At 54.8% G+C, this 15,376-nt stretch carries 6 protein-coding genes; 4 read left to right on the top strand and 2 right to left on the bottom strand.

Annotation, left to right across the window (positions count from 1 at the left end; genetic code table 11):
• Nucleotides 1-51 precede the first annotated feature (51 nt).
• Nucleotides 52-1,137, top strand: coding sequence for a hypothetical protein (locus H6G07_RS24790; RefSeq protein ID WP_139297209.1), 1,086 nt, complete (start codon nt 52-54; stop codon nt 1,135-1,137).
• A gap of 134 nt (nt 1,138-1,271) precedes the next feature.
• Nucleotides 1,272-5,426 carry a two-partner secretion domain-containing protein gene (locus H6G07_RS24785; protein WP_073611114.1) on the top strand — a complete coding sequence of 1,385 codons (4,155 nt, stop codon included), beginning with the start codon at nt 1,272-1,274 and terminating at the stop codon, nt 5,424-5,426.
• Nucleotides 5,427-5,430: 4 nt separating this feature from the next.
• Here the strand turns inward: H6G07_RS24785 and H6G07_RS24780 are convergent, their stop codons facing one another.
• Entirely contained in the window at nt 5,431-6,219 is a 789-nt protein-coding gene (locus tag H6G07_RS24780; RefSeq protein ID WP_073611113.1) for a DUF928 domain-containing protein, read from the bottom strand.
• A gap of 148 nt (nt 6,220-6,367) precedes the next feature.
• Nucleotides 6,368-8,260: a sensor histidine kinase gene (locus H6G07_RS24775; protein ID WP_084173673.1), complete on the bottom strand. Its 1,893-nt coding sequence runs from the start codon at nt 8,258-8,260 to the stop codon at nt 6,368-6,370.
• 292 nt (nt 8,261-8,552) lie between these two features.
• Between H6G07_RS24775 and H6G07_RS24770 the strand changes: the two genes are divergently transcribed.
• Both H6G07_RS24770 and H6G07_RS24765 read left to right on the top strand, forming a co-directional pair.
• Entirely contained in the window at nt 8,553-11,951 is a 3,399-nt protein-coding gene (locus H6G07_RS24770) for a two-partner secretion domain-containing protein (RefSeq protein ID WP_073611112.1), read from the top strand.
• Between the two features lie 136 nt (nt 11,952-12,087).
• A complete protein-coding gene (locus H6G07_RS24765) occupies nt 12,088-13,776 on the top strand; it encodes a ShlB/FhaC/HecB family hemolysin secretion/activation protein (protein ID WP_084173671.1) in 1,689 nt (562 codons plus the stop codon).
• The last annotated feature ends 1,600 nt before the right edge of the window (nt 13,777-15,376 follow it).

Raw genomic sequence — 15,376 nt, 5'->3', positions numbered from 1 at the left:
TCAATCTTCGGTTGTTCAAGGCAAAACTAGTCGCAACTCAGCCCCGGAATTATGACGATATTTCGATATTGGCAACTGCTTCGCATGACCAGTGCAGGTGAGTATCAGGCGCGTTTGCTATCCCAAGTACAGGATTGGATTCAGCAGGCGTTTGCTGACTTGTTAAAGAATACCGATACCCAAACCAGCAACTTGCAAAAGGCTTTGCTCGATCGCTGGCGCTCAAAGACAGCGCAGGCCGACCTGGCCTTGCTCAGCCTGCGCTGCTTGGTCAGTCACCAAATTCGCGATGCCTGCCACCGCCTGACTCAGCGGTTTGGCCAAACCTACGGCTTCACCACCGTTGAACTGCTGGCATTAGTGCTCGATGACGATGGGCGATCGCCCGCTATCCATCGCCCCTTTACCCAAAAAATTTTGGAGAGCTACGACCCGACCAAAGCCGCCCTGGGCACCTGGAGCAACCGCCTAACCTGCAACCACCCTGAGCTAAACCATATGCTGCTCGAAAAAGGGCTTTACCGAGCCAGCCCCTGGGCCATTTTGAATGACACCAGTCTGGAGCAAGTGGCAAAAATCTTGCGCACCTTTCACCTCTGCAGTGAGTACGAGGTGACGGCTGCGGTAGACCTATTAGAGCGCTATCAGCGGGTGTACACCCGCGATCGCGCAGGCGATCGCCAAAACGGTGGCCCTCGCCGTTGCCAGCCGCCCAAGGCCGAGCAGCTGCAAGAAATGAACACCACCCTTGAGCAGCTCAAGCAGCTAGCCGACCAGCTGCGCCAGTATCGCATCCATGTGCGAGGGGGCTCGGGTAGCCCCTACCAGCCCGAAGCCCTGGACTGGGAGCAAGTGGCAGATTCTACTCCCCTACCCGATGAGCAAGAGAAATTTTTAGAGGCGTTTCGTCAAGCGGTTAAGCAGGGTTTAGACGGGGCGATCGCCCAGGCCAAAGCCAACTACTTTGTCGAAAACGAGCTGCCTGCCGACGCCCTGCAAATTCTTTTCACCATTGCAGATCTCTCCGAAGAGCTGAGCGCTGCCCGTGGAGCCCTGGCCACCGACATTTGTAGTGTAGTGAGGAGTTACAGCCTTAGCGCCCGCTATCCCTATCATCTGTCTAAACCGCTGGTCTAAGCGGCCTCACCAGTAGCGATAACGTCTGTTGACAGAGGGTATGCCGCTGTCACGTTGTGCGATCGTTAAGAGTGAGCCGGATTCAGCTTAGGCCCGTGGTAGGGTTGCCTTGAACTATGCTCTAAACCGCATCTATGGCTATTTTTCCTGCTTTGAGCAAAGCCTTGCTGACCAGGTCACTCCCGCTGACTACGACCCTGGTTTTGCTCTCAATGGCAGGAGCAACGCCCTTAGCCCAGGCGCAAGTTACGCCCGATGACACTTTGGGAAGTGAGGCCTCTACCGTGACTCCTGATGTGCTGGTGCGCGGCAGCGAAGCCGACCTGATTGAAGGCGGTGCCCTGCGCGGCAGCAACCTGTTCCACAGTTTCCTAGAGTTTAATGTCGATCCTGGGCAGCGGCTCTACTTCGCCAACCCAGCAGGGGTCGAGTCAATTCTCAGCCGCATTACTGGGAACAACCCCTCGGCCATCTTTGGCACCCTGGGGGTCGATGGCGCTGCAGACTTGTTTTTGATCAACCCCAACGGTCTGGTGTTTGGCGAAACCGCCACCCTCGATATCCAGGGCTCATTCTACGCCAGCACCGCCGAGGCGATTTCGATGGGCGATGGGGTCTACAGCGCTACGGCCCCAGAGCAGAGCAGTCTGCTAACGGTGAACCCTAGCGCCCTATTTAGCAACTATCTAAGTGAGTCGTCTGGCAACATCGAAAGCCGAGCCCTACTGGCCGCAGGCGAAAACCTTACCCTGGCCGCTAACCAGCTTGACTTGCAGCGGCAGGTGGCAGCGGGCGGCGATTTAACGCTGTTGGGCAACACCGTACAAATTCGCGATGCGGTAAATGCCCCGTTTGTAGGGTTCGCCGGGGGCGATCTGCTAGTGCAGGGCAACGAGCAGGTCGATATTGTGGCTCTCAGCCACCCCGACAGCGGGCTATACAGCTATGGCGATATGGTGCTGCGATCGCAAAACCCCGTCGGCGGCGACGCCCACTACTGGAGCGGCGGCAACTTCACCGTAGAAACCCTCAACGGCAGCGGCGGCAGCCTCTACAGCCCAATTGATCCAATCATCCGCTCACGAGGAGACGTGTCTTTTGACACCTATGTAGGCAGTTCGCTTCACATCCTAGCTGGTGGGTCAGTTGCCCTTGGCACTGCCTTAATCACGGCTCCTGATCCAGGAGTTTTAGGGAATGATTTTTTACGAGAGACGATTAGGCTCTCGGATGGAACAGTAGTGGAAGTCGATGGCGGTGCTCAACCAACTCTTGATGTTCGTGCTGGGGTTAGTTTAGAGATGTTCGGAACGGCACCCTTAGAATTAATAACGGGCCTTGGTGATACTGACATATTTTTGGGTGCCTTGCTTCCCACAAACTCACCTTCAAGCGCAGAAATTACTATTGGTGATGTTTTTATTAACGCACCTAATGGCCTAGTCTTGTTAACCAATCAATATCAACCCAACAACACTCTAACTGAAGGCAATATTAATATTACAGGCGAAGGCTTCTTTGGAAATGGCATCAACACTAGCAGAGCTAACGAGCAAGGTGGCACAGTTTACCTTGATGCTCGCAACAACATTCTTGTAACCAACAGTTTTATTGATACTACTTCAACAGGGGCAGTGGGAAATATAGTAATCAACGCTGCCGACACAATTCTTTTTGATGGTGCTGACGGTAGCGGTGTCACTGGAGTGTTTGCCAATTTAGTCGCGGGAGGCGAAGGCACTGGTGGCAACGTTCGCATCAATGCTAACAATTTAGAGATTTCAAATGGGGCACAAATTACAGCATTAGTTTTTGGTGATGGCCAAGGTGGTGACGTTAAATTCAATATTCGCGACACTGTTCGCTTGATTGGTTCCAACCCAATTAACGGTATCGCGGGGGGAGTGTTCAGTGGCATTGCTCCCAATGGAGAGGGAGGCGGAGGCAACATTCAAATTGCTGCTAGAAATCTCGAAATTATAGATGGTGCTGTATTAAGCGCATCAACCTTTGGGCTTGGCAATGCTGGCAGCGTTAATTTAACTTTGACTGAGCAAGTTCATATTGCGGGATCTAGCCCTATCAGCGGCTTTCCTAGCAGCATCTTGAGCAGTGTTGAACCGACTGGGCAAGGAACCGGCGGAGGTATTCAAATCAACACTAAAAATCTCAACATTGTAGATGGAGCACGAATTGGTACTGGTGTTTTTGGCACAGGAGATGCGGGCGATATATTTTTAACAGTTGCTGAGATAGCACAGATTGCTGGTTTTGATACAGTTAGTGGTAGGTCTAGTGGAATCTTTAGTAGTGTCGATCCAACTGGAGTAGGAAATGGCGGAAACATAAGGCTTACTGCTGCCAATGTCCAAGTCCTTGATGGTGCACAACTTAATACTTCATCTTCCGGATTAGGAAACGCAGGAAATGTGATCTTGAATGGCGCTAATTTGATCCGTTTTGCCCGGTTCAACCCAATTTTAGGCAACGTTAGTGGAGCATTCAGCAATATTGAGTCTACTGGGGAAGGTACTGGTGGTAATGTTCAGATATCTGGCCAAGTGCTGGAGGTGCTAGATGGAGCTGAATTGAGTGCTTCAACTTTTGGGATAGGGGATGCAGGCAGCGTAATTTTGAATATTTCTGATTTAACCCGCTTCGAAGGAACTCGTATTGGCGGATTTTCTAGTGGAGCATTTAGCCGTGTTGAATCAGCGGGCGTTGGGTCAGGCGGTAATGTTGAAATAACCACTAGAACTATAGAAGTTTTGAATGGAGCATTGTTGGATGCTTCAACCTTTGGTCTTGGAAACGCAGGCAGTGTCACTCTCAACGTTGCTGGGTTGGCCCGTTTTAGTGGGTCTAACCCCATCGCGGGTATCGCCAGCGGAGCATCTAGCAGTGTGCAACCAACGGGAATAGGCACCGGAGGCAATCTCCAGATAACGGCTGGCACACTTGACATCTCTGGCGGTGCAACACTGAGTGCTTCAACGCTTGGTATCGGGAATGCAGGTAGCGTTATTCTAAACATCGCCGAACTAGCGCGTTTTGCTGGATTTGATCCTGTTGATAGCAGCCCTAGTGGAGCGTTTAGCCGTATTGAATTTGGCGGAGAAGGAGAAGGTGGCAATGTTCAGATTACTGCTCACATCTTGAAAATGGAAGATGGTGCTCAAATCAGTGTATCGACTATTGGAGCAGGTAATGCAGGTAGCCTTAGTTTAAATGTCTCTGAGTTGGTTCAATTTATTGGCTTTAATTCTATAGATAATACACCCAGCGGTGTTTTTAGTAGCGTTGAGCCAACAGGCAACGGTAACGGGGGGAATGTTGAAATAACGACCAGAAATCTTGAGGTTTTGAATGGAGCACAAATTGGTAATTCTACCTTTGGTATTGGGAACGCAGGCAACGTGAATCTACGAGTTTCTGAATTGGCGCGCTTCGTTGGATCTTCTCAATCTACAGGTGTATTTAGCATTGTTGAGCCTGCCGGTATCGGCACTGGCGGAGACATTGAGCTTTCAGCAAAAAATGTAGAGATTCTGCAAAACGCAGCTTTGGACAGCAGTAGCATTGGCGATGGCAATGCGGGAAATATTGTGCTGCTAGTCTCAGAACAGCTATTGATTGATAACGGTACTATATTGACTAGTTCAGAATCTTTTACGGGAGGGCAGATAACTATTCAGTCGGGTTATATCATTCTTCGCAACGATGGGGATATTCAAACTTTTGTGAGCCAAGGTGAGGGAGGAGGTGGCAATATTGCGATCGCATCCAATTTCCTCATTGCCCTCGAAGACAGCGATATTTTGGCCTTTTCTGCCGATGGCCGGGGCGGGGTAATTGACCTCAGTCGTACTACATTCTTTGGGCAAAACCCCAGCATTGCTGCACGCAATCTGAGCCGAAATGAGCTGCTAGATTTAGACGGCAACGATCGCGTCGATATCAACGCCACAGGCGGCATCGAGTCGGGGCAAATTTTTGTGGGCGACGCCACCTTCGTCGAAAACAGCCTGACAGCCCTAACCGATGCCATTGTCGACACCAGCGCCCTCACGGCGGGGAGCTGCATTGCCCGCAGTCAAGACAGCCTAGGCTCCTTTGTCGTCACAGGCCGCGATGGGTTGCCCGCTACCCCTGGCGATGGGGGCATCTCGGCCTACCCCACCGGCACGGTGCGCGCCCTAGACGAGCCTGCCGCCACCAGTCTTCAAGAGCCCGATGGCGTGTACCAACTTCCCAGCGGTCGCCTGGTGCTGAGCCGCGCCTGCGACTAGGGCACTACTCTTGCTCAGCCAGATAATTGAGGCGATCGCTAAATAGAGAGATGCCATCGTTGGGGTTCAGGGCTTCCTGCTCGGCCAGCCCCGCTAGCAGGTCGCGGCGGTAGGCGGCGGCCTCTGGGGAAACTGGAGTTTGGGACAGCAGGGCGATCGCATCGTACCAAAGCCCTGCTGCGATCGCCTGCTCGGCGCGATCGACCAGATTGCCCTGCCCGATCGCAGCCCCACTCGTTGCGGCCACCACCTGGAGGTCGGCCTCATCTAACGCCACCTTGGAGGGTTGCCCTGGGTTGCACAGCAAAATCACCTTCCAGCGGTAGGTGCTGCCCACCGCTAGCGCGGGTTCATCCTCAGGCAGCGTAAACGACGTGTAGCCTTGCTGGCTCTCCCCCAGCTCAAACGTGTTGACCGGCGTCAGCTCGTCACCCTCAGCCGCCGCATACCGATAGAGCTGAAGCTGCATTTGGTAAGGGGTTTCTTCGGGCACGTACCAGACCAAGGTGGGACGACGAGTCGTTGTTGCGCCAATGTGCGACTGGGATGCCAGGGCCGTGAGGTTGATCGGGGCACTGCCATCGCAGCCGCCTCGGGTGCCACCCCCCACGGTGCGGCGAGGTGCTCGAGACGTGGGCGGTGGCTCATAACCACGGCGATTTGAGCTTTGAGCAATCAGGGGTGAGGAATGTAAGGTCACCTCATTGCCCCAGCTAGGGTTGCCCACCGATAGGAAAACGCCGGTTAGGCTGCCAAGCGTCAAAAGTGCCGCCGCGATCGCTGATTTGTGCATCCCTCATTACCTTTCTGTAGGTGTGCCCCTAAGATTAAATGAGTGGCCCAGCAAATCGGCAACATTTTGCGCCAGTTTATCGACGCTTAACGGTCAGCGGCCTTGCCGGTTTCGGCAAGGGGTGCCCTAGGGTTTGATTCTCGTCACCTCATCGATTCAGCTTTCTAAACCCCAGGCGACGCTGAGCCACCAGAGCCCACCGCAGTTCGCAACAGGTGCCCGCACTGCTAAACTCGCGATTAAACTGCCCGTTCAAGCGCTGGGCTAACTGTTTGGCCTGCCAGGTGCCCCAGCCCGTACCCGCCGAGGAGGTGTCAAGGGAGTAGGGGCCCTGGCCGTTGTCAATCACCTGAATCAAGTTTTCGGCGTCGGTAGCCTGGCAGACGACGGTGAGGCGGGTCACGTTCACCCCGTGTTTGCCCACGTTGAGCAGGGCCTCTTCTAAAAACTGACAGAGACCCTGTCGGTCGTCAGCCGAAAGGCCCAGGGTGCTGAGGGGTTCAAAGGTGACGACCTTGAGCTTGAGCGATCGCAGCCCCGGAAAGTCTTGCTCGCCCCGTGCCAGAGTCGCTGTATAGGTGTTCCAAAGCTGTTCGTGTAGGGGAATGGCCTGGGCGTTATCCGGCAGCACAGCGGCAGGCAGGCTCTCGCGAATATCGCGCAGCTCCTGGTTGAGGCGCTCTAGCCGGAGGCGGGTCTCGGCCCAGGCGGCGGGTTCGGCTTCCCGCAGCAGCAGGGCCAGGGTTTGCAGGGGGCCATTGTGAATGGCGCTGTAGGTTTGGTCAATAATTTGCTGGCGCTCTGCAATACGCGATCGCAGGGTTTGGTCGTACAGATAAAACCCCGGCAGCACCAGCCCATTGACGCTAAACACCACCAGCGTCGGCACCAGCGGCAGCCACCAGCCCCCCAGCCACAGCAGGCCAAAGCTCACCCCCACCAGACCCAAACCAATCAAGCCCAGGGTCAGCAGATACCAAGAGGGCGATCTGACCCACCCAATCAGCACCGTGCCCACTCCGCCCCACAGCACAATCCATAGATACTCCAGGCCGTCGGGCCAGGTGCGCAACAGTGGGCGACCCTCCATCACCGCACTCACCAGCTGGCTGGTGGCGTGGGCCTGCATCACCACCCCATACACCAGCCCCGGATTGTCTGACGCTACCGCCGCCGAGTTGAGAAAGTCCTTCGCGCTTGATGACGTAATTCCCACCAGCACAATGGCATCCTCAATCCAGGTGGGGTCTACGGCGTTGTCGAGCACCTGCTGCAACGTCACCTGCCGAAAGGGCTGAGAACCGCTACGCCCGTTCAGCAACACCTGATGCCCCCCCGCATCGACCCCCACATAGCCACCCGCATGGGGAGAAATTTGAGAAAATTCTACTGAGCCAAAGCGCATGGCCCAGGGGTCGCGCAGGCCATTTTCCAGGGCCAGCCCCTCTGCCTGCAAATAGGTCTCCGCCAGCCGCAGCGCCAGGGAAAACCGAAACTCTCCCACGGCGTTGGGCGACCCCAGCAGAGCCCGGCGCACAAACCCATCGTCATCCTGGGGAAAATCCACAAATCCCACCTGTTCGGGGGGCAGATAAGTCGGCCCCGCCACGGGCGGATTGCTCAAAATATTCTCAATGCCAATTACGTAGGGCTTGGTCGCTAGGGTTTCAACTAAGGCCGCGTGGCCCGGCTCCACCGCCATATCGCGGTAGATGTCGATGCCCACGGCGCGGGGCCGATGCACCGCTAGGGTTTGCAGCAGCTCAGCCAACACGCCATCCGGCACCGGATAGGTACCGAGCCGTTGAATATCGGCCTCATCAATGCCGACAATCAGCACCCGCTCATCGGTGGGTTCAGCCGGTCGCCAGCGCAGCAGCGTATCCAGCATCTTCAGCTCCAGACCTTGAAACAGCCCCAGCAGCCGGGCACCCACCACCAACCCCAGCACCACCACACCGGGCACCACCTGCCGCCACGGCGTTTTCCCTACCGGGTGACGGCGCTGCCAACTGTGCCGAAGTTTGTCAAAGGGTTTCATAGGGCCAAGGGATTACGTGACGGTCAAAACGAGGGAAATCACCGCTAAGCCAAGCCTACAAAACCTTAGCGCTAGAACGTTGCAGAGTTACGTTAACTCGCTTGCTGAAACCTCCGCAATGGCAGGTTAAGTGGAAGCGCGCTAGCTCGATGACTTGTCTGTTGCAAGGTTTGCAAATTCAAACTTGTTATCCAAAACCCATCAACTACGCCATGCGCTGATCTCAAGGTTTGACCGTCGCAAAACTGAGACAGGTGCTAAAGTTTGGGTGCTTTTTCCTCGGCCCCTGGTTATGCGCTACTCTACCCTCCCTGTCTGCGGCATGTTGGTGTTAGGGGCGATCGCCACCCTCACCGCTACTTCCCCCACCCTGGCACAGCTCGTGCCCGACGCCACCCTAGGAACCGAAAGCTCAACGGTGACTCCCGATGCCCCTGTGCAGGGCGGTTTCGCCGAACTGATTGGTGGCGGTGCTGTGCAGGAGGGTAACCTGTTCCACAGCTTTCTGGAATTCAATGTGGATGCCGGGCAGCGGGTCTATTTCGCTAACCCCGCTGGAGTGGAGGCGATCTTTAGCCGCGTCACCGGGGGCAGCCCATCAAACATCTTTGGCACCCTGGGGGTCGATGGCACAGCCGATTTGTTTTTAATGAATCCCAACGGGCTGGTGTTTGGCCCCGGTGCCCGACTGGATGTGCAGGGGGCGTTTACGGCGACGACGGCCAGCGCTATTCAGTTTGGTGAACAGGGCAGCTTTGGTGCAGCAGATCCCAACCCGCTGCCGATTCTCACCGTGGATCCCTCAGCCCTCTGGTTCAACCAACTCAGTCGGGGATCTATTACCAGTCAAGGCATTCTTTTTGTGGATGGAGGACAAAGCCTGATTTTGGCAGGCGGCAACATCGTGCTCGATAACAGCATCCTGGATGTGGATCTTTCGGCTGGAGGACGAATTGAGTTAGGTGCTGTTGCTGGAGAAGGCACAGTTCAACTAGCAAAAGACGACAGCTTGCTTCGCCTAACTTTTCCAGGGGGTTTAGAGCGCGCTGACATCATCATCAAGAACTCGGGCATCGATGTCAGCGCCAATGGTGGCGGCAGCATCGCCATTACAGGACGCAACGTTAATACTAGTGGCAGCACGATTTTAGCTGGCATCGCTTCAGGCGTAGGCAATGAACAAAGTCAAGCAGGTGATATCAACTTAGATGCAGCCGAAACTCTTCGCGTTGAGGCTAACAGCATAATTGCAAATCAAATTACTCCTGGGGGAATAGGCAACGCTGGAACTGTCAACATCAGCGCCAACAATTTTATTGCTGACCAATCCAATATAAGTGGCATAGCCTTTGGCCCAGGTAATGCTGGCGATATCAATATCTTGGTTGATAGAGATATAGCTTTAAATGCCTCTAATGTGTTTAGCTTGGGAATAGAAAGCTTAGCTGCGAATGCGGGCAATGTTAACATCAAAACGACTAATCTTTCGTTATCAAATGGGGCTCAGATTAGCGCTAGCTCCTTTGGAATAGGTACAACTGGCAACGTGGTGGTTAATGCTCGCGATCGCGTCAGCTTAGATGGCTTCCCCAGCGCTATCTTCAGCTCCATCTTTGGCAGTTCTCAGAATATAGGAGGTGATATTCGGATCACAGCGAGAGAGCTATCACTCACAAACAGCGCCAAACTTGATACTAGTGTTAATGGTCAGGGCAGCGGTGGAAACGTGATTATTGATGTTCAAGATGGCTTTATTATTGATGGCATTATTGAAGGCAGACCAGGCAGTTCTATTTTTAGCACTATTGAGGAGCAAGGCACAGGCACAGCAGGTGATGTTAGAATTAATGCTGGCTTTGTAGCGTTGACAAATAGCGGTACGATTCAATCTCTTACACGTGGCCAGGGGAATGCTGGTAACATTTTTATTCAAGCCCGTGATTTTGTATCGCTAGATGGCTTTGCTAGCCGCGGAACTACAATTGTCCCAGGAATTGATGAGCCTGTTTTTGTTATAATCCCCAGCGCGATCGCAAGCGTTGTTACAAATAATGGAAATGCGTCAGGCAATGCCGGTGACATATATATCCAAGCTGGAAACTACATTTCGCTGAGCGACACCGCAAGCATTACAAGCAGTATCGAATCGGAAATAGCAATCGGGAATGCAGGCAATGTAACTCTAGAAGCCGGTTCTTTTTTTGCGAACAATGGGAACATAGGTACAACAACCGTAGCCCAGGGTGATGCAGGGGACATTACGATTAATACTCGCGATCGCGTGGATGTAGATAACCTATCACGATTACAGTCTTTTACAGATGGCTTAGGCGATGCTGGCAACATTAAAATTGTGTCGCAGGGAATTGTCTCATTCAATAATGGCGCACAGATTCAGGCTGGCACTTTTCGCAACGGCAATGCTGGAAACATTGAGATTGATGCAGTGACTACGGTGTCTCTCAACAGCGGAATTCTCTTTCAGAATGATGAATTTTTTCCTAGTGCATTCTTGAGCACTGTAGATACCACCAGCACTGGTGAAGGCGGCAATATTTCAGTTCGAGCAGGGGCTCTATCGGTAACCGAGGGAGCCGTTATTAGCGCTACAACCGTGGGGCGGGGGCCAGCGGGCAATATTCAGGTGGAGGCGCGCGATCGCCTCCTAATCGACGGCTACAGTGCGCAATCGGGCTTTCCCAGCAGACTCCAAACCTCTACCGAATTTCCCACCAGTGGGCCAAGTGGCGACATTGACCTATCAGCCCGCCAGGTACAGGTGCTCAACGGCGGTCAAGTCTTAGCTAACAGCGAGGGCCGGAGTTCGGCAGGCACCGTGCGAGTTAACGCCACCGACAGTATCTTGGTCTCCGGCAGCAATCCAACCTTTGCTGCCCAAGCCGCTAACAGGCCCAGCATCGCCCGTCTTTTTATTCCCCAAAGCACTATTTCGGTGCGCTCTAGTGCAGCGGGTGCAGCGGGCAACTTGATCATTGGCGACCTGGGCAACACTCCGCGCCTGGTGCTCGACCAGGGGGGGCAGTTGATTGCCGAGTCGGCAGCCGTTAATGGCGGCAACATTGTCATCGACTTGAGCCAGGTGCTGCTGCTGCGCAACGGCAGCCTTATCTCCGCCACGGCGGGCACCGCCCAGGCCGGGGGCAACGGCGGCAACATCACCATTCGCGCCCCCTTCATCGTCGCCATCCCCAGCGAAAACAGCGACATTCGAGCCGATGCCTTTGCGGGAGCGGGGGGCAATGTCTCCATCGCCGCGCGGGGCATTTTTGGCATTGAGCCCCGGCTCGATCGCAGCCCCCTCAGCGACATCACCGCCACCTCAGAGCTGGGGGTAAGCGGAGTGGTCGCCGTAGAGACGCTCGACACCAGCTTTATTGAAGGCAGCCTAACCCCGCTCGAAGATGCCCTGGTCGACACGGCGGCGCTGACCAGCGGCAGCTGCATTGCCCGCACAGGGCCAGGGCTAGGGGCGTTTACCGTCACAGGCGGCGGTGGTCTGCCGCTGAGCCCTGGGGATGGCGCGATTTCGGCCTATCCCACTGGCACCGTGCGCACGGTGGAGGAGTCCACCGCGTCCGCCATTCAAGAGCCCGATGGGGTGTATCAACTGCCCGATGGCCGCCTGGTGCTCAGCCGTCGCTGTGCCGATCGCTCAGCCCCCAGGGGCTAGAGCCTAAGACCGCAGGGCAGTTCGCCAAATTGGCCGATTTCTCCATTGACGCCGCGATCGCCCCGTTAGATAGTTGCAACTGTCAGAGCAACTCCCCATGCCGCCGTCGGTTTTGTAATCAGAGACGCTACTTGTGATGCATCTACTTCGTGCTGGGCTGTGTGCCCTGATCGTGTCGCTGGCCCTCGATCTGGGGGCTCAGGCCCAGACGCCGCCCGGCTCACCGCTGCCCGAACCGACGGAGCCCACCCGACCAGCCCCCCTCAACCCACCGCTGCCCGAGCCGATTCCGCCCGAGGAGCCGCTACTGCGGCCAGAAACCACTCCTGAGGAGAGCGCCCCCCCGACCGAGGAACTCGTGTTTACCGTTGACCGCATTGAGGTGGTGGGCAACACCGTCTTAGACAGTGAGATCGCAGCCTTAGTGGAACCTCTGGAGGGGAATGCCCTATCCCTGGCTGATTTACTCGGGCTGCGCACCGCCATTACCGAGCTTTACCAAAGCAACGGCTACGTCACCTCCGGGGCTTTTCTGCCCACCAACCAAGATTTGGGCAGCGGGGTGGTGCAGATTCAGGTGATCGAGGGCGGGGTCGAGACCATTCAGGTGAATGGGTTGGGCCGACTGCGAGAGGGCTATGTGCGCGATCGCATTGCCCTGGCCACCCAGTCGCCCCTGCAAATTGCCCAGATCGAAGATGCCCTGCGCCTGCTGCAAATCGACCCCCTACTAGAGCGCGTCGATGCCGAACTCACCGCTGGCAGCCGTCCGGGGCAAAACATTCTAATTCTCGATGTGGCGGAGGCCGACCCTCTCTCAGCGGCGATCACCCTCGACAACTCCCAGTCATCGAGCATTGGCTCGTGGCAGGCCGAGGCCCAGGTGCAGCACCGCAACGTGCTGGGTCTGGGGGATGCCGCCAGCCTGCGCTACGGCCACACCGAGGGGTTAAACCTCTACGAACTGCGCTACGGCCTGCCCCTCAACGCCCGCGACGGTACCCTGCAACTGCGCTACGAAAATGTCAGCAGCCGCATCGTCACGCCCCAGTTTGTCGATGCGGGCATTCGCAGCAACAGCCAAACCCTGGCGCTGAGCCTGCGCCAACCCCTGAGCCGCTCGATCAGCCAGGAGTTTGCCCTGGGCCTGGCTTTTGACCTGCGCGAAAGCCGTAGCTTTATTCTCAACGACATTCCCTTCTCGTTTTCGATCGGGCCAGAGAATGGGGTGGCGAAGGTGAGCGCCCTGCGATTTTCCCAGGACTGGCTGGCGCGAGATCTGCGGCGGGTGGTGGCGGCGCGATCGCAGTTTAGCCTCGGCCTGGGCCTGTTCGATGCCACCGTCAACGACAGCGGCACCGATGGCCGCTTTTTTGCCTGGCTGGGCCAGTTTCAGTGGGTCGAGCGGGTTTCGCCTAACCTGCTGCTGGTCAGCCGCGTCAACGCCCAGCTCACCCCCAATTCCCTGCTGCCCCTAGAGCGCTTTAGCGTCGGTGGGCAAGACACCGTGCGCGGCTACGCCCAAAACCAGATCGTCACCGACAACGCTGTAATCGGCTCAGTCGAGCTGCGCATTCCCCTGTCGGCCACCCCCAACCAGCTCTTGCTGATTCCCTTTGTGGACGCGGGCACCGGCTGGAACACGCTGACCGAAAGCCCCACTCCTTCAGTGCTGCTCGGCACTGGGCTGGGGGTGCAGTGGCAGCCCATCCCCACCGCTAGCCTGGGTTTCACCTACGGCATTCCCCTAATTGGCGTACTGAACCGGGGCAATTCTTGGCAAGAAAACGGCTTCTATTTCACCTTTACCTATCAGCCGCTTTAGAAGATATGGAGCTGGCAACCTTAGCATTGAGAACTGTTGGGCCGAGCCCCTCGGTATTATTGTTGAATGGTCAATAACGTTGCAAATACTGTAGGTTGTTGATGCATTAAGACCTGCTGAACTAAACCATAAATCTTTAAAAGCACTAATTTTTTTCAGGGTTCTACGTTTTTCACTTCTAGGGAAACCTTAAAGTTCTAGCTGCCCCAGAATTGAAAAATTGGTAGGTAAGCCATACCCACTTTAAACCATGCCCGATTGGTCGTAATCTACGTAAATATTCTCCGTGAGTGGTTCAGCATCTGCTTCTAATTGGAGGCCGGTTTACCGACAAGTCTGGGCCGCCTGCTCAGCGGTTTCAACCTGCACCCGTACTACAGACTGCTGATTTTGATTGTCAGACCTCACCGTTGAGTAACGAAATCCAGCTTGCCGAACCTGGTCATTACTCAGGCTGGAAGGCAAATTGAATCTATACCAACCATCCCTATCCGGCCCCGTATAGGCTCTAAATTCTTGATACATTACCCTATCCATACACTCGCTAACGCCACTGCCATTAGCGGAGCTTGAGGGCGCAGGTTGAGTGACATTTCCGCCCAGACTATAGCTAGCATTGAGGCAGGTATCAATGGCATACTGAGTTATCTCACCCCCATTGGCCAACTGTACTCTCAGATCCCACTGACACCCGCCGGTAAGCGAGTAGCGTATCGAGTTACCGCTGTAAAGCAAGTTGCTAAGGTCGTTAGAACCCCAGGTTGAATCACTCGAATCGGAGAGGTACAGAGCCGTAATATTAGTGCCGGTATTGTTATAAACAGTAAAATCTCGACGGGAGTCGTTGGTATTGTTAGAGGGGCTGGGCGGAGGTGATGGGCAGCCAAAGGGAGTACATTCTCCAGCTCCAGGATTAGGGCAGCCAAACGGGTTACAAGCTCCTGCCCCTGGTTGCGAACAGCCAAAGACATTGCAAACTTGAGCTGCGACAGGTTCAGGTGGCGGTGCCCCTAAGAAGCCTATACCTAAAGCACTGACTGCCAACAATTTGCTGACATGATTACGAAAATTATCAAATGCCATAATCTTTAGAAAATTTAATAGTAAATGTCCGCAGAAATTTCAGTGACGTACAAGCGAAATATTTGATTTCAATGCCGTTCAAGGAACTTTTAACTTAGAAAAACGCTACGTCTAATTAATATATGGTTTGACTCATCTATTTGGCAAGCAGGAAAATTTAGCCAAGGTTAGATCTCACCTCAACCCTCCGAACAATTTTGGCAAGGCAATGGTAGAGCGTGGGATTTAGCTGGTTGACTGACAAAAGTTGATTGTAAGTAGCTGGATGCTTCGCTATGCCGTAGTTTCAGAGATTGGAGGAATGAAGGGGGAGCCAGCGCTCTAAGCTTAGATGCCACTCAAAAGCGTGACCGCTGTGAAAAAAACTCCCACCTCTACAATGCCTTGAACATATGGCTGGGTCAATCGGTGCCCTACACGACTTGGAAGGTTAGCCTGAAGGGCTACTTCGGGGCAGAGTTATCGAGTCTAAGCAGGCATCAGCACCTCCAGGACCTCAGCCACAGATTGCCCCTGG

Source organism: Phormidium tenue FACHB-1052, assembly GCF_014696675.1.
In the GTDB taxonomy this organism is placed as follows: Bacteria; Cyanobacteriota; Cyanobacteriia; order Phormidesmidales; family Phormidesmidaceae; genus Nodosilinea; species Nodosilinea tenuis_A.
This window is presented reverse-complemented; position numbering and strand designations above follow the sequence as displayed.

What these genes read in the sequence shown, in the direction of transcription:
- H6G07_RS24790 (WP_139297209.1), top strand. Translation starts at nt 52, where the DNA reads ATGACGATATTTCGATATTGGCAACTGCTTCGCATGACCAGTGCAGGT.
- H6G07_RS24775 (WP_084173673.1), bottom strand. Translation starts at nt 8,260, where the DNA reads ATGAAACCCTTTGACAAACTTCGGCACAGTTGGCAGCGCCGTCACCCG.
- H6G07_RS24770 (WP_073611112.1), top strand. Translation starts at nt 8,553, where the DNA reads ATGCGCTACTCTACCCTCCCTGTCTGCGGCATGTTGGTGTTAGGGGCG.
- H6G07_RS24785 (WP_073611114.1), top strand. Translation starts at nt 1,272, where the DNA reads ATGGCTATTTTTCCTGCTTTGAGCAAAGCCTTGCTGACCAGGTCACTC.
- H6G07_RS24780 (WP_073611113.1), bottom strand. Translation starts at nt 6,219, where the DNA reads ATGCACAAATCAGCGATCGCGGCGGCACTTTTGACGCTTGGCAGCCTA.
- H6G07_RS24765 (WP_084173671.1), top strand. Translation starts at nt 12,088, where the DNA reads ATGCATCTACTTCGTGCTGGGCTGTGTGCCCTGATCGTGTCGCTGGCC.